This is a genomic window from Cocleimonas sp. KMM 6892 (genome assembly GCF_035798195.1).
GTDB classification, from domain to species: Bacteria; Pseudomonadota; Gammaproteobacteria; order Thiotrichales; family Thiotrichaceae; genus Cocleimonas; species Cocleimonas flava.
On record NZ_JAPFBV010000005.1, the window covers coordinates 317,977 to 334,941 of the forward strand.

General features: G+C 39.2%; 11 protein-coding genes and 1 tRNA gene. 1 reads left to right on the forward strand and 11 read right to left on the reverse strand.

The window, feature by feature from the left end:
- Positions 1-29 precede the first annotated feature (29 nt).
- Positions 30-106, reverse strand: a tRNA-Val gene (locus OO007_RS15345).
- 249 nt (positions 107-355) lie between these two features.
- Here OO007_RS15345 and OO007_RS15350 point away from each other — a divergent pair.
- Positions 356-1,435 carry a mechanosensitive ion channel family protein gene (locus tag OO007_RS15350; RefSeq protein ID WP_325809457.1) on the forward strand — a complete coding sequence of 360 codons (1,080 nt, stop codon included), beginning with the start codon at positions 356-358 and terminating at the stop codon, positions 1,433-1,435.
- 64 nt (positions 1,436-1,499) lie between these two features.
- Here the strand turns inward: OO007_RS15350 and OO007_RS15355 are convergent, their stop codons facing one another.
- From OO007_RS15355 to htpG, 10 genes are all read right to left on the reverse strand, one after another.
- Positions 1,500-5,567, reverse strand: coding sequence for a pilus assembly protein (locus tag OO007_RS15355; RefSeq protein ID WP_325809458.1), 4,068 nt, complete (start codon positions 5,565-5,567; stop codon positions 1,500-1,502).
- A gap of 89 nt (positions 5,568-5,656) precedes the next feature.
- Positions 5,657-6,208, reverse strand: a complete 552-nt coding sequence (locus tag OO007_RS15360) for a pilus assembly PilX family protein (RefSeq protein WP_325809459.1) — start codon at positions 6,206-6,208, stop codon at positions 5,657-5,659.
- The gene (locus OO007_RS15365) at positions 6,195-7,199 is read right to left on the reverse strand and encodes a PilW family protein (protein WP_325809460.1); all 1,005 of its coding nucleotides are present in this window, start codon (positions 7,197-7,199) and stop codon (positions 6,195-6,197) included. The genes OO007_RS15360 and OO007_RS15365 overlap by 14 nt, the downstream gene beginning before the upstream one ends.
- A 1-nt stretch (position 7,200) precedes the next feature.
- Entirely contained in the window at positions 7,201-7,725 is a 525-nt protein-coding gene (gene pilV, locus OO007_RS15370) for a type IV pilus modification protein PilV (protein ID WP_131906969.1), read from the reverse strand.
- 411 nt (positions 7,726-8,136) lie between these two features.
- The gene (locus tag OO007_RS15375; RefSeq protein ID WP_131906970.1) at positions 8,137-8,640 is read right to left on the reverse strand and encodes a DUF4124 domain-containing protein; all 504 of its coding nucleotides are present in this window, start codon (positions 8,638-8,640) and stop codon (positions 8,137-8,139) included.
- 78 nt (positions 8,641-8,718) lie between these two features.
- On the reverse strand, positions 8,719-12,504 hold the full coding sequence (locus OO007_RS15380; RefSeq protein WP_325809461.1) for a pilus assembly protein: 3,786 nt from the start codon (positions 12,502-12,504) through the stop codon (positions 8,719-8,721).
- A 72-nt stretch (positions 12,505-12,576) separates the two neighbouring features.
- Positions 12,577-13,089 carry a pilus assembly PilX family protein gene (locus tag OO007_RS15385; RefSeq protein ID WP_325809462.1) on the reverse strand — a complete coding sequence of 171 codons (513 nt, stop codon included), beginning with the start codon at positions 13,087-13,089 and terminating at the stop codon, positions 12,577-12,579.
- Positions 13,086-14,069, reverse strand: a complete 984-nt coding sequence (locus OO007_RS15390) for a PilW family protein (RefSeq protein ID WP_325809463.1) — start codon at positions 14,067-14,069, stop codon at positions 13,086-13,088. The genes OO007_RS15385 and OO007_RS15390 overlap by 4 nt, the downstream gene beginning before the upstream one ends.
- A gap of 27 nt (positions 14,070-14,096) precedes the next feature.
- Positions 14,097-14,642, reverse strand: a complete 546-nt coding sequence (gene pilV / locus OO007_RS15395) for a type IV pilus modification protein PilV (protein ID WP_325809464.1) — start codon at positions 14,640-14,642, stop codon at positions 14,097-14,099.
- A 344-nt stretch (positions 14,643-14,986) separates the two neighbouring features.
- Positions 14,987-16,879, reverse strand: a complete 1,893-nt coding sequence (htpG, locus tag OO007_RS15400; RefSeq protein ID WP_325809465.1) for a molecular chaperone HtpG — start codon at positions 16,877-16,879, stop codon at positions 14,987-14,989.
- Positions 16,880-16,965 lie beyond the last annotated feature (86 nt).

Here is a 16,965-nt window from a genome sequence, read left to right on the forward strand (position 1 = left end):
TAATTAACAAAAAGTGTAAAAATATTGTTTGGTAGGCACGCTCGGACTCGAACCGAGGACCCTCGCCATGTCATGACGATGCTCTAACCAACTGAGCTACGCGCCTTTATTTTATAATGTGTACTTGTATGAATGGTTATGTTTGAACAGCAATTCAAGTCCACACTAAAAAGTAAGGGGGAGGATTTTATCGTTATTGAAAATGATTCACAAGCTTTCTAAAGCAAACGGTAGCATTTAAATAGCTATTATAAATGAATCAAGAAAAAGTGCCCGTAAGTAGGGGGGTGTGTTTTTCCATTTACCACGCTATCTGCTACAGTTGCGAAAATTATTTGCGCCCTTGGGAAATAGAATGGATAACCTAGAACAATACCTTGCTCCTTTATTGGCTTATTTTGATGGTGAACCCTGGCCGCAAGGTATTGCGATTATGGGAGTGACCTTTCTTTTCGCTTCTCTACTCTCCTGGTTTATTTTTCGTACCTTAAAATTCCTAACCAGCAAAACAAAATCATTTCTTGATGATCGTTTATTAGCAATTGCCAGGCCCCCTATTTACTACTCACTTTTAATGACAGGCTTTTCTGCTGGCGTTAATCGTATGCCTCTCTCAGATAAATTGACCGATTACCTGATCTTTGGTTTTAAAACCCTAGGCGTTATTATCTGGATGATAGCGTTAGTTAGAGTATCTAAAATTATTCTTCAACAACTGGCATGGGGTGGCAATAGAAACAACATTAGACTCATTCAACCGCAAACACTTCCCCTGTTTGATAACGTATCAAAGCTTTTAATTGTCGCCGTAGCCGTTTACATCATTTTCCAAATATGGGGAATTGATATGACAGCCTGGTTAGCTTCTGCCGGTATCGTAGGTATAGCTGTGGGCTTTGCCGCTAAAGATACCCTTGCCAATCTATTTTCTGGTGTTTTTATACTCGCAGATACACCTTATAAAATAGGTGACTATATTGTCCTGGATGGCAATCAGCGAGGCAAAGTTACACATATCGGTTTACGTAGTACGCGTTTAATCACACGCGATGATGTTGAAGTGACAGTTCCAAACTCCATCATGGGAAATAGCAAAGTCACCAATCAGAGTGGTGGCCCTCACCCCAAATTTAGAATAAGGGTTCAAGTCGGGGTTGCCTATGGAACTGATATCGACCAAGTCAATGATATCTTAATGAAGGTTGCGGAAGATGAGCCACTCGTCCCTAAATCACCAGAACCAAGAGTACGTTTTCGTGCTTTTGGGGCATCTAGTCTAGATTTTGAACTGCTTTGCTGGATAGAAAACCCAGAATTAAGGGGGAGAACGCTACATAAGTTAAATAGTGCTGTTTATAAGAGATTCAACGAAGAAAACATTGAAATTCCCTATGCAAAGCAGGATTTATATATTAAAGAACTACCTAAAACATAAGCCTCACGAGGATAAAAATCACTCGTGAGACTAGTACTGAATTTACACTATCGCTGATCCCAACTTACATTGGGTCACTCCAATAAATGGACTCTATAGCTTCAACATCCATAGTGCCGACTTCGGTACTCTTTTTACCAATTCGAATATCAACTTCGTGTGAACATTCTCCGTTTTCACAACTTAATTCATTGAATACACGCTGAGGCGTTCCGGGGATTTCACTGGCAGATATTGTCTGGAAAACATCATTATCATTAATCACTCCGTTTCCATCCATATCTATACTGGCTTCTCCGGTTAACAGATTCATTGCGTAAATACGCCCCTGAGTTGCCGGAGCGGCACAAGAGTTTATTAACTCACCCGTTGTTAAAACCTTAGGTACTAATGTAGTGAAAGTGATTGACCCTTCAAAGGTAATTGCAGGTGCCAATACTTTTTCGCCAGATTCAAAGAAATTCACATACCAACCGAGTTTATCGGTCTCTGTAATCTGCTTACCTTCAAAATCTGAATCCTGTGTAATGCTTTTGGTAAGAGTGGTTCCTGTACCCACAACATCAATTTCAACTTTTGCCAAATCAGAAAGTTGGATTGGGGTGAAATCATCATCCAACTTATTTAATGGCGATTTATCCAGAATCACAAACATATGATCATTTATTTCTTCATTCATTGGATGAGGTCTCATTCCACTTCCAACTGAAACCGTAAACATTGTTTTACCGTTTGATCTGAATGAAGCTACATCTGGCTCATTATAAAACTTACGAGCCGCAGAAGATCCTGCCGTCCCTAAATCAGCCAACTTGGTTAGTTTAAAGTCTTCAGCATTATTTGATAACGACTCAGTTAGGAAATCAAGTCGCCAAACGCTACCTCCCGTATCTGCAAAATACATTCGATCAAGGATGTTATTTTTATTTACATCAAGAATTCTTGCGCCACCAGGGAAAGCCTGAGTTACTTTTGCTCCAAGTGTTTCACGCATCGACCAAAGTTTATCTCCGGTCTTTGCATCGACAATATAAATATCATCACCCATCGTTGGCGTTTTAGAGATCACGACATCAGCTGGCTCATAGTCCTCGTCATAATCAAGAACAGGATCATTACCTCCGGCAATAATGACTGCTTCTTTTTTAACGGCACTGCTACCAGAGCCTACTAGAACGTTCGCTAAGTAAGGCATCGACCAACTTTGTCCCATTCGGCTAAACTGACTGTCATCACCGTCAATTTTCCAAAGCATTGTTGGCGTTTGTCCCTTGTGAATATTACTCACATCCAAGGCATAATATGATTTACCACCGCGACGAAGTCCAAAGTATAAATATACCTTTTCACCTGAATCTACTTCACCATTTGGGTTATCCGGATCATCTTCGTGCCAGTAACTTATATTGCCATCAATTCCATATTTATGAGGACCTTGTCCTGTGAATTGTGGCTCTATATTTTTTAATAATTCCTGTGGCATAAAGGCAAATATTTCTTCACCAGATGTACTATCAAACACATGTAAATAGCCTTCGTTGGTCGCAGAGAATATGTACTGTTTTTTCGCCGCATCGTCTGTAGATTTTTTGTAGGTAATGATTACAGGTTCGGTATGCAGCATATCTCCCATATGTTTACGCGCAACTCCATGAGGCGTTGCATTACTGTCAAACTGACCATTTTTCCAGCCACGAATAAACTGGATTAGCTGAGCGCGGTAAGCTGCTGCTTCAACGGTATTCAAATTTAATCCATCTTTATCGAATAACATTTCCTCAGTGATACCGGTATTAGCTACATTGATCTCAGATAATGTATTGCCTGAGACATTCGAATACAACTTACGTATAGCAGGGTTCGTTAGCAAACTTGCTGTTCCACCTTGCTGTACCACATCACCATCAGGGATTGCGCTTGTTGACCACAAGTCCCAGGCTTCATCTTTAAATAAGCCTAATTCAGTCATGGCACTCGTTAAACCACCATTTCCATCTTTACCTTTAATAATTCGACTATCACCAACATCGTCCAATTTAAACTTCTTTAAGTTACCCGCCCAACGTGAAGAGCTGGATTTATCAAATACCGGAATATAAATATCATCTTCATGCTCCAGACCACTTTTCACATTTACACTGTAACCGGGAGAAGCTTGAGAACGTGCCTCTTCCGCTATTTCATCTAATGCTTGTGAAAAGGCATCCGCAAGTTCAGCTTCATTAGTCGCCGAGAAATAACCTTCTTTTTTAGCCGTCTCGGGGTCATCTTCCAACGTCACCAGACTTTGCAAGTATTCTGAGGCTTCAGGTGTAATACCTTCAGAGAAACCAATAACATAGGTATGTAAGAATTGATCTCCATTTACGTTTGGCTGATTATCATGAGTCGCCAGATATTGCGTTAAATCTGCTCCACAACGCCCACTTCTGAAGCCATGCGTAATGTCACAACTAGACTTGTTTATTAAGCTTTTTACTCTGCCATAGGAATAAGGATCTCTATTAACACCATTCGAGTATTCAGGCTTGCCATCAGACATCAAAATCATGAAGCTACTCTGACAACCATCTTTCATGGGTGATTCATATTTAGGTTTTGGTAATGGCGAATCTTTACAAATCGCATAGTAACAAGATGAATTTGTGATAGTGCCATAATCATTGTCTTTACAATATTTACCCGTTGTCGAACAACCTGTAGGATTACCATCTTCATCCGTACCGGTACATGTTGTGGTTCCACCAACCCACGAACTTCGGCATCCCCAATATGACTCAGTCTTACAATTATATTCAGTACCTGCACAATTAGAGGCTAAACCAGGTCCAGACGGATTAAAGCGATCAGCTGGGCATATTTTCCCCCATGTTTCTCCTGCTCTCCAGTCAGCTATACTATCGTTCCAAACTCTGTATCCAGAAGGTGATGCATCACAAGAACCTGAGTCATTCTTTTGATTTACGGGTTCTCCTGCATAGGTTGAAGGATGTGCTGCCCACGTGTAATTCTTTCTCGCATAATCATAACCGTAGTCGACTTCTTCGCCTCGGAAATACTGTGACGCTTCATAAAGCGCATCAACGATGGGAGTCATCCCTTTTGCTTCCCAGTCATCGGCAATTTCACTTAAAAAAGTTCTAACCGTGACCGTATCGCTTGGCTCTGGAATATTACTGTAATCCCAACGAACTGTTCCATTAAGCATCATTGAGTCTTCTATGATAGGTCTTGCGAGACTGGTAACAGCAGTAATAGGAAACTTAATCCCGTTAGGATAATTTTTTCGCCAGTTTGAGTTATCACCATAATTCATGATACCCACGCTTAGGTTATCTGGAGCATTCGTCAAAACTGTTCTCAATGCATCTTGCATTACCTGCATACGTGTTTTCTTACCGGTAACTTCTTCATACGTTATCGTCAATACTGGCGCACCTGAACCATCACCGTTATCTCTTGATTTAGGATTTCTTTCTCCGTAACCAGAAATGACAAACACCATCGCATCATTAGGGTCCCAGTCACCTCTATCGACAACCAATTGAACCAGACTTTTCAAATCTGGTGTTTGTTGTGCAGCCCCACTCTCACCAACAACCCATGGATCAACGGACCAGGAGACTGATGTACCATAAAGCGTTCTGTTTGAAATATTGGTAAGATTATTTTCAAAAGCAGATGGGTTATCATGATTTTGAATTTTAATATCTAACGTAGTAGAGGCAGAACTAGAGTTGCTAGCCGTAAACTGTATAAACGCAGAATCAATTTTTGCGCCTTTGGGTATATCTAAATCCCTAAAGCGTAACCCAACTTTTTGAGTGAATAATCCATCTTTAGTCATTTCTAGAATATTGCCACTATGAGCAGTTCCCCTCAGACTTGGAAAATTATGCTCATCAGCATCTTCGTTTTTATCTATGATGGCACTAGAAACTGTAGTCTTCTCTCCGACGGCAGAGGTTCCATCAACCTCTTCTTTCATACTGCCCGAGTTATCCATAATAAATAATACGTTATTATTTATTTCACTTTCCGTGTAGAAAACTTCGGTATCATCAGCATACGAGAAACCCATTAGCGCCAGCATTGTTATGCCCAATGCACTTATAAAATAAGTTTTTTTCATATTATCTAGATAAATTTTCATAACGATCAGTACTCAAAATTATTTTCATTGTTTATTTGTATTGAATTCACTTTTCTAACGTCAAACGCTTAGAGATAACTTCCTTTACTTTTTGAATTAGGCACCATTTTTCCTGCACCTCTGTGATGTTGATCTCTAACCGATTTATTTTTATCGCTTGTTTTTCTTATTTGAAAATCATAGAGCCTACAATTAGGAACACCCGGACCAATACTAGAACCCACACCATCTCTTAAACAGGCATATAGCTCTTCTAAATCGGTAATAATTTCTACAGTCCCAGAAGGCGCTCCAGCAAAACTGAATGTATTATCATCAGTCTCTACACCGTTAACTTTGCCACCGCCATTTCCAAAAGTAAGTCCTGCATCCTGTCTTTCCAGTGGCGTAATCAACTTAGTTGTTGCGGTAAAATCAGTTAATTCATTTTCTGTTTCGTGAAAAATGGACATTTGCTGATGGTCGTTACCCGCCACTAAAATATCAAGCACAGAAATTTTTGTTGCAGAGACCGTAATGATTGTCATCAACGTAAGAAACACCAGTGCGGTAAACAGCGTTGCACCCTGTTGTTTTTTCAAAGAATTTAATGACTTGTTATTTTGATTAATTGCCAGCATTTAATATCCTCCCTGAGCTTTTATTAGCTAGGTAAACCGTTGTTGTATAAACACGAAACAAACGGCGTAAATCATTACTAGAAATGTTTACTTTTTTATCCAGCACATTATAAAAGGTGACCGAGCTATCTTCTTTCAATAAGTTATCATTTGAAGATCGAAGTAGAAGCCCAACTTGAACACTCACTATACTTTCCCACTCACCTCTATCTTCAACTTTTCCGGCTCGTTGATAATTAATCGAACCGTCATCACGTTGGACACCATAAAGAAACTGAATAGACTCTACATTTTCAATAATAGGTTGAGTTCCGCCACGACTTCCGTGACAAAATAAAACTCTGTCGTCATCAACACTAGAAGTGTTCCTTACAACACGAAAAGTACTGTAAATTTTGGCATCTGATGGTTGAAAAGGAGGAGCAATGCCATTCACAGGATCTGCACTACACGCTACTGCGCGTTGATCTCGTAATGTTCCTCCGCCTGTACAATCAAAATAAACTAAGGCACGCGAATTATAATTTGCGGGGGAATTTGTACATTCTGTAACACCTGAAATACAGGGGTTATCCGCTAATGCTGCAACAGTAATTAAATCACTTGCGCCATCTCTGGTTTTTCTATTCCATGACGGTTGTTGATTTTCTAATGTGACGCCATTTCTGCAAACGGGATTATCCAAAGGACCATCTGCATCAGTGTAAAAAGGCTTATCAATAATTTTGCTGTGTATCGAAGGGTACCCGGCATGCATAATAGTTTTTCGTATCAACTCTAGTGCAGATCTTGCATTTCCGTCCATCTCACTAATCGCATCACGCATGCGATCACTGTCTTTAGTTCCAACAAAGTTTGTCACTACGCCAGCTAACAGAAATAGGCCGATAACCATAGAAACAAGCAATTCAACCATGGATAAGCCCGACTGAGCCTGCAAGCCCGACTTACCTTTAAATAGACTAGAATTATTTTTTATTATTTTTTGCATTTTAGTTCGGCCTCACCACTATAGAAACTGATGACCTTTCTTCTTCACCCCCTAAATCTTCATGCGCTTTAGATTCAGTCCATTCAATCGTTATATTGTGATCAACATTCGGAGTTGCACAACCACCGTCACAAGCAATTTCTAATGTTCCGGCAGGCAATGTATTAACGACTCCACCAACACGTTTTGAACCTTTCCTTACTCCGCACATGACATCCTGGATATCAAATCGTGCTGTTTCTGCAGGGGTACAATAAGTGTTACCGCGACATTGTTTTTGCAATGTATTGCAATTAACCGCAGACTCATAAAAACCACCTGCAGCACCCAAGCGGTTCACACGCATTCGTCCACCAAGTTCTGATGCGAGAATACTTGCCATTGTTCTAGAGTGGGCATTATTTAGCCCTTTGATCGATGCAACCTGCATACCACTTAGGCCTAGTAATCCTATCCCAATAACAATCAGGCTAACCATTACTTCTATTAGTGAAAAGCCACGTTGTGGCCGTGCCAATCTGTTCATAGCTTAAATCGCTTATTTTTATTATTAGTAAGTCCTATACGAGGACTCATTTGACATTATTTTTATTTATGTCAACCAGATTAACTTATTATGCGAGAAAAGCAATTTTTTAAGACAATCGGTAAATAAAAAACTACCTTTCGTCAATTTTAAATTGGCAAGAGAAAAAGATAAAAAAGAGCTTATAAGTGGGGAGGTGCCCAATTGCGAATCGAAAAAGGCCTTGTAAGTAGGGGGGTGCCTAATAGCCTATAGAAAAAAGGCCTGTAAGTTGGGGGGTGCCTAGTAGCCTATAGAAAAAAGGCCTGTAAGTTGGGGGGTGTCAATCAAATAACAACAGCATTGATTTCAAACAAAAAAGGTCATCGTTAACGATGACCTTTTATTATTTTTTTTAGTTATTTATTTTAGTTATTCTTTTTTAGTTCTACTTTCAACGTATTTAACATTCTCTAACTCATTGGGTGAACTGTTATTAGCTGATTCAGTATTGTTTTGAGATGCCGTACTTGTGTTGTTCGTTTCTTTTGACTGACTTGTTGTGGAAGCGGTATCTGCATTTGTTCCAGAACTAGAATTTTGATTGCTGCCACCTCCACCAGTAGTGCTGGCTTCAGCTTTAGCATTTTCACTTTGTTTGCTGTCTATTTCTCTACTGGAATCATCACCAATCATTATACCTTTACTTCCCTCTTCTGGAGCATCCGGTACAAATTTGGGCGGCACATAACCATCAACTGGATCTTTAGCCGCCTTCATTTCTTTTTCTATGCTGGTAACGGGGCAAGGCTTATCATTGTAATAAACCTTACCTTCTGTATTAACGCATTTATAGATTTTTGCTTGCGCCTCCATAGACAACAATAGAGGGGAAAATAACAGCATGCTTATTGTTAGTTTAATTTTCTTATTCATAGTTATTTCTCTATTTTTCTTAATATGCTAGCTATTAATTTGCCAAGCTATCAACTTGTTATCTAATCATCCAGTGCTTTATTGATCACTAACAGGATCACTCCAATAAACAGACTCTAATCTACATGCATCGTAGCCCGTCGCCTGAGAAAGCTTCTTACCAATACGAATATCTACTGGATGAGTACATTCTCCATTAACCACATCTAAAGGATTAAAAATGGTTTGAGGCTTTCCAGGAATCTCACCTTTAGCCACAGTGATGTATATATCATTATCGGTTATTGCTTGCGGATTATAAGGATCAGATGTATCTGAATCAGCATCACCGCTTCCATCAAGGTCTATACCGGGTTCACCCGTTAACAAATTAATCGCATAAAAACGACCTTGAGTTGCTGGGGCAGCACATTGATCGATACCCACTCCCGATGTTAAAACTTCAGGAACCAGTGTTGTAAATGTGATGACACCGTCAAAGGTAACTGCTGTCGCTAGTACTTTTTCACCCGAATCAGGCAAATGCACTAACCAACCATCAGATTCAGCTAATGTTCCCGTTTGGGTTACACCCGATTCATCTATTGTTATTCTAGCCAGGGTACTTGTTAATATTGTATTGTAATTATCTTCATCCAACTTACTAAATGGAGACCTATCAAGTACCACATAGAATTTATCATCAATCGTTTTATCCAACGGATGTGCTCTAAATCCACTACCGATAGATACTGCAAATATCGTCTTACCTTTCAGCTTTAACGCTGAAACATCAGGCTCATTAAAGAACTTTCTTCCACCATCACCGAGTTCTGCTAATTTAGTGATAGTTGACTCTTCATCAGATGAACCAATAGACTCACTAAGATCGACTCTCCATAAGTTACCGCCTGTATCACCAAAATACATACGATCGATAAATTGATTGTAATTCGTATCGAGTATGCGAATACCGCCTGGAACGCTGTTAACTAATGGATTAGAAACAGCACTACTTAACTTCCATAAAGGTGCGCCACCGTTAATTGCATCGATAATGAAAATATCATTACCTTCGTTTGCGGTAACTGATGATTTTGCGTCATCGACTAATTGAGTGTTAGGTATATTTCTGTCTTCATCTGGATCATAACCACCACTGATGATGACGACTTCCTTACAGTTCTCGCGTCCGTTAACACAGGTTGATCCGTCTACTCCTACTCTTGCTAAATATGGAGGTGACCACGATTGTCCTAATAAACCATAGCCTGTGTCTTCTGAGTTCACTTTCCATAATAGTTTAGGCGCATTTATATTCGTGACATCAAGTGCGTAGTAAGAATTTCCACCACGACGCAAACCAAAATAAAGGATAACCTGATCACTACCTACATCAACAACGCCATCTTCATCAACATCGTTAAACCAGTAGGTAATACTTCCATCTACACCGTATTCATGATCTTCGGCGGTTCCTTCATTTAAATATTGTGATTCCGTGATTGTTTTAAGCAACTCACTAGGAATAAAAGCAAACATCTCTTTTCCAGCATTTGAGCCCGTATCTGCAGTATCAAACGCATGCAAATAACCTTCATTAGTACCAGCAAAAATATATTGCTTTTTGACACCATTCTCTCCGCTGTTATAAGTGATAACGAGAGGCTCAGAATGAAGCATATCTCCCATATGATAACGGGCTTCAGTATTTGGCTCTCCAAGTTCCCAGCCACGCATGAAGTTAACCAGTTTCTTACGGTATGCAACAGTAGAGGTTGGGGATATACCCAATACATCATTTGTAATGTTGGCTATATTTCCTTCAGTCAATTGATTACTAGCTGTTGAGATATCATTGCTCACAATATCAGAATAAACATTTCTTTCTGATGGATCTAACAAGTTTGCTAAACCACCTTTTTGCACCAACTTTCCATCAGGAGTTGCCGCAGGGCTTTCAGACCAATAATCCAAGGCATTTGTTGTAAAGCCACCAAGCTCGTCAACTGCCTCTGCTCCATTACTACCTTTGATTTTACGAAGGCCGTCTTCATCGACAATTTTGAATTTTTTAAGGTTACCTGCCCATCTTGATGAATTTTTGCGATCAAAAACAGGGATATAAATATCCTTTTCATGCTCTAAACCACTTTTAACATTCACACTATAACCTGGTGATGCCAAAGTACCTTTAGGTGCCGCAACTGCAGCCAAGATATTTTTAAATGCATTTGCCAACGCTTCTGGGCTTGATGCTTCAAAATACCCATCATCTTCTGTTCCTGGTATACCGTCATCATAAGTGGCTAATGATTTCAAATATGTTTCAGTACTTGTTCCCGCTCCTGTTCCGAAACCAATCGTAAATGTTTCAATGTATTGATTGCCTTCTTGACCATTAGGAAATGACCCCGTTGGATCAGGTAAATTATCATGGGTTGCTATATATTGCGTAATCTCTGCACCACATTTACCGGCATTACCTGCTCCTTGAGGCGAAGCACATGCACCTATGGCAGAAGCCAGAGTTCCCTGAGGTCCTTTAGAGGTTCCTCGGATAGAAGCAAAAGGCCCTTCATTAGTAGTTTGAGAATTATTGTAACTAACTCTATATGTAGGAGCTCCATCGGTCATTAATACGATATAGTTTTCCTGACAACTACTTTCAATTGGAGAAATATACTTCTGTGCATTTGATGATGTTACGTCTCTCGCAACATATCTAATATCTTTAGTTACGATATCTCCAGAATAGGTTTTTGGGTGTGCTCCGTTGATGTACGGGGAGTTCTGACCATAATGCATGGTCTCGCCACGATAATACAAAGCAGCTTCATAAAGTGCATCCACAATAGGTGTAAATGAGTTCGCATTCCAGTCATCTGCAATATCAGCAACATATTCACGAACTGTTTTATTTTCATCTGGGAAATTAGGCAAACCATAGACTTCTGAATTAGAAGTTATAACATCTCTTGCTTTTGCATTGATATCTGTAACAGGAAAAGCGATACCTGAAACCGAATTATGTCTTTTATCTTGAGCGTTGTAGATGCTCAATCCTTCCTGACCATAATTCATCAAGCCAATTTTAACATTGTCTGGTGCTTCTTCTAAAACGGTACGTAATGACTCTTTCATTACATCTATTTTTTTCTTGTAGGTAGAACCATCTGTATATTCAACATGTAATTCTGGAACTGTTCCAAAATTATCATCGAAGGTGAATACTGACCGAGAGCCACCTGAAACATTATATAAGAAGAATGATACGCCGTTGTTTTGTTGCCAGCCATTTCTATCAACAACCTCCTGCAACACACTCATTACGTCAACTCTTTGATCCTCAGTCCTGTCACCTGCAGCCCAATCTTCCCTTATATCCCAATCGTAACCACGATTGAAATAACCACTAAAATAGTTTCCATCTGAGGTGGGGGAATTATCTGTGTCATCACTGTAAACTCTAACAGTAACATCGCCAGAAGTGGTTGCTGCTGATTCAAATTGGATATAAGCATCAGTGATATTAGCGTCTTGTGGGATACCTAAATTATCAAATCTGAAACGACTTAAATTATATTGGCTAAAGGTAATAGAATTCTGATTTGTAACGACATTAGAATTACTTCCATTTTGAGAACCATCTTCTACTGAACTTTTTATTTGACTCGTAACCGCAGTACCTGGGCCCGATGCTACTTCTATCGTACTGTTCATACTGCCGGAAACATCTAACACAAATAGCAAGTTAGGCTTAGAAACATTGACCGAATAAAAGACTTCAGTATCTTCTGCGTAGGTGGTTATACAAGATGCGAGCATCGACAGGGATAATGCTGTTTTAATTGCCGTGCTGATTTTATTCGTTAATTTGTTCATAATTTTCATCCCCTAGGGATTAGGTTATTTTTATTAATTTGGTCTATATCTAAAATGTATTGAGTCGTTATCTTACAAGTAGCTGTTTTTATTCGCGTTAGGTTTTTCTTTTCCAGCTCCGCGATTGTGGCGATCTCTTACACCGGAATTAGAAGCTCTCTTTCGAACTTGAAAATCATATAAGTCACAAGGGGCAACATCAGGACCAATGCTTACTGCCTGACCTTCAAAACCACCACATGTGTACCTTTTGAAGGTATCTCGAATCTCTCTTTCAACACCATGATCACCCGCCTTAGGCGGTACGGACCAAATACCTGTAGTGGTATTAAATTCTTCTCCCGGAGTTTCATCAATCATAGGAATCATTAATTCTTCTACTCTTGTGAGCTTCTTTAATTCGTTTTCAGTATCTTGAAAATTCCGCATTTGCTGCTGATTATTGCCTGCAACAAGTAAGTCTAATAAAGATACTTTCGTTGCCGAAACACTTACCACGGTCATTAACGCTAAAAAGACCAGCGATGTAAACAAAGTCGCACCTCGCTGCCTGTGAGATAAACTCAAGTTATTCTTAGTGATCATAGGAGAGCTCCATTATCAACATTCTCTAAATTTATGGTTGTCGTGTATATTTTAAATAATCGACGTAAATCATCGTTTGCAATAGTCACTGGCTGTTTTAATAACCTATATACGTTTTTTGTGCTTGGTTGTTTCAACAAATATTGGTTTTCCGAGCGCATTAGCAATCCAACTTGAACACTAGTTACCATGCCCCATTGATCATCTTCTTCCACCTGATTAGCTGTTCGGTAAGATGTGTTTCCGTTTTCCTGACGTACGCCATATAAAAATTGCATCGCCTCTACATTGTCTGCAATTTTTTTCGTGTCAATATGACCTGAGGTTCTGCTACCTTCGCAAAATAAGCCTCTATCACGGGTTGGGACATTCGGGTTTCTGATAATTCTAAAGGTGCTGTATATCTTCGCCTGGGTAGGGTCCGGCATACCTATATCTGGGTCGGTACTGCAATATACTGCTCTTGTATCTCGAATTGTAGCTTCGCCACCATTACCCAAACAATCTGTATAATGTAGAGCATTTGGGTTTACATCTGCCATATTAGGGCAACTGGTCGCACCATCACGACATGGGTTATCAGCCAATGAAACAACGGTTATTCTATCTTGTACATTGAGATCTCTTGTTCTCCTATTTTCAGGAGGTTTCCAACGATGAGGTTTTAATCCATTTCTACAACTATTTTCATTCTTTATTTCTCCATCAGACGCTGTATAAAAAGGCTTATCAAGACGAATATTTTCCATGGAAGAGTATCCAGCGTGGGAGATTGTCGTTCTCAAAACAGTAAGCGCTTCATTTGCATTAGCATCCATATTACTAATTGCATCACGCATGTGATCGGCATCTTTAGTACCAATAAAATTAGTCACTACACCTGCCAATAGAAATAATCCAACTACCATTGATATCATCAACTCTATCAGCGACAAACCTGTCTGATGATAAGCTGTGTTTTTAAATTTTTTATATTTCATCACTAGTATTGAAATCCTATTTATGGATTAAGGGATAACCGGTATTGTTATTGTTTGGACTTGATCTTCGTCCGGTTGATCTTCATGAGTTTTAGACTCATTCCAGCTAATAGTAATATTGTGCTCAATATTTGCTTGCGAACAAAGACCAACACAACTTACGTCGAGGGAGCCATTTGCAAGTAAATTCGCTATGCCACCTTCTCTTGTTGCACCCGTTAATGTTCCGCACATGACTTCTTGCGTATCGAATCTTGCTGTTTCTTGAGGTGTACAATAGGTGGTATTTGCATCTAAAGCGGTGCCGTCACTCTCACACAATTCTTCAAGGACATCACAACTCACATCATTATCATAAAAGCCGCCATCGACACCCGGCTGATTGGCGCGCATCCTTTCGGCAAGTTCAAATGCAAGATAACTTGCTGTTGTTCTCGAGTGGGCGTTATTCGTCCCTTTCATTGATGCAATCTGCAATCCACTAAGACCCAGCATACCTACACCAATGACAATAAGGCTTACTAAAACCTCAATCATTGAAAAGCCTTTAATGCGTGTTCTTGTGTTTAACATGTATGTATTTACTTTCTATTATTTTTAAAATTATCGAGTAAAAGGTTTATTTATTACTGAGTACACATTATTTTTCGGGCACTAATAATGAAAATTACGTTTCATGTAGATAAATTAAACCAATTATTTTTATATTATTCACTCACAGATTACCGTTATTCGGCTAAATATCAACATTTATCAGAAACTATCAGACCAGTGGTATCCACCATCCTTTGAGCTAAAATAAGAATAAAAGAATGATCAATATAAAATAATAGGCTGTAAGTAGGGGGGTGCCTTTTTCACAGACATAAAAAAGGCGCATAGAATTATGCGCCTTTGGTAACGTTATAAAACGGCTATTACGACATTTTAAGCATTAATTTATTTAGCTTACTTACAAATCCAGCTGGATCTTCTAATTGCGCGCCTTCTGCTAACAATGCTTGGTCAAACAGGATCTCTGCCCAATCTCCAAACTGCTCATCATCCGTTTCAGTTTCCATACGTTCAATTAATGGATGCGTTGGATTTATTTCTAAAACAGGTTTATTTGAAGGCATGTCGTGCCCTGCCTGCTTCATTAGCGTTTGCATATAAAGCGCCATGTCCTGCTCATTTAAGACAATACAAGACGGAGATGATGTTAAACGATGAGAAACACGTACATCTTCAACTTTTTCACCCAGAACTTCTTTAAGGTGTTTGATAATACCGTCTGCTTTCTTGTCTACTTCTTCCTGTTCTTTTTTGTCTTCTTCAGTATCGAACTTACTTAAATCAAGCTCTCCTTTCGCAACTGATTGAAGTTTCTTACCATCGAACTCTTGTAAGCCATTCACTAACCACTCATCTACTCGGTCGCTCAATAGCAAAACTTCGATCTCTTTTTTACGGAATACTTCAAGATGCGGACTGTTTTTAGCGGAAGCAAATGTTTCTGCTGTTATGTAGTAGATTTCTTCCTGCTCTTCTTTCATGCGAGAAACATAATCTTCTAACGTTACTGTCTGCTCTTCTGAATCCGTATGCGTTGATGAGAAACGTAATAACTTAGCGATTTGTTCCTTGTTCGCCATGTCTTCGCCCGGACCTTCTTTTAAAGCACGCCCAAATTCATTCCAGAATTTTTGATAATTCTCCTTATCGTTCTTCGCCATTTTTTCAAGCAAGCCCAGAACCTTCTTCACAGAAGCTTTGCGCATAGACTCTACAACATGATTACTTTGCAAAATCTCTCTTGAAACATTTAATGGCAAATCATTAGAATCAATAACACCACGAACAAATCGTAAGTAATGAGGCATTAGGTTCTTGGTGTCATCCATAATGAAAACACGTTGAACATAAAGCTTAATACCATTTTTCTGCTCTGGCTCCCAAAGATCGAAAGGCGCTTTTGATGGAATATAAAGAAGTGATTTATATTCTAACTTACCTTCGACACTATTATGACTCCAGGCTAACGGGTTTTCCCAGTCATGAGCGATGTGCTTGTAGAACTCCTGATAGTCTTCATCTTTAAGATTACTTTTAGGCTCGGTCCAAAGGGCATTAGCCTTGTTCACGACTTCCCATTCTTCGGTCAGTTTTCCTTCTTCATCGCGTTTACGCATCTTTACGGGTAAAGGAATATGATCTGAATACGTTGAAATTATTGAGCGTAAACGATAATCATTGGCAAATTCTTTTTCATCTTCTTTAAGATGCAAAACAATCTCAGTTCCATGCGCTTCTTTTGTTGTATCTTCTAAGGTAAAGCCATTTTCACCGTTTGATTCCCAAACGACAGCTTGTTCAGGCTTGTCACCTGCTCTTCTCGTCGTTAGCGTTACTTTGTCAGCGACGATGAATGATGAGTAAAAACCAACACCAAACTGACCAATCAGGTTTGAATCTTTAGCGGCATCACCAGAGAGTTTTGATAAAAATTCTTTCGTTCCTGATTTTGCAATAGTACCGATATTATTGATGACATCTTCACGCGTCATACCGATACCATTGTCGCGGATAGTCACAGAATTAGCCTCTTCATCAAATTCTACTTCTATGCGTAATTCAGAATCTCCTTCATATAAAGAATCATCTGAAATAGCTTCAAATCGAAGCTTATCGCAAGCATCTGATGCATTAGATACCAATTCACGTACAAAAATTTCTTTATTTGAATACAGAGAATGGATCATTAAATGAAGCAATTGGTTTACTTCAGTTTGAAATTCCATGTTCTCTTTTTTCACTTTTGTTTCAGCCATTGTTAATTTCCTAATAAATCCTATGGTAGTTCTAATAAAAGATGTCAAAAATGTATGGTCAATTAATAACTTTTCAAGCGAAATGT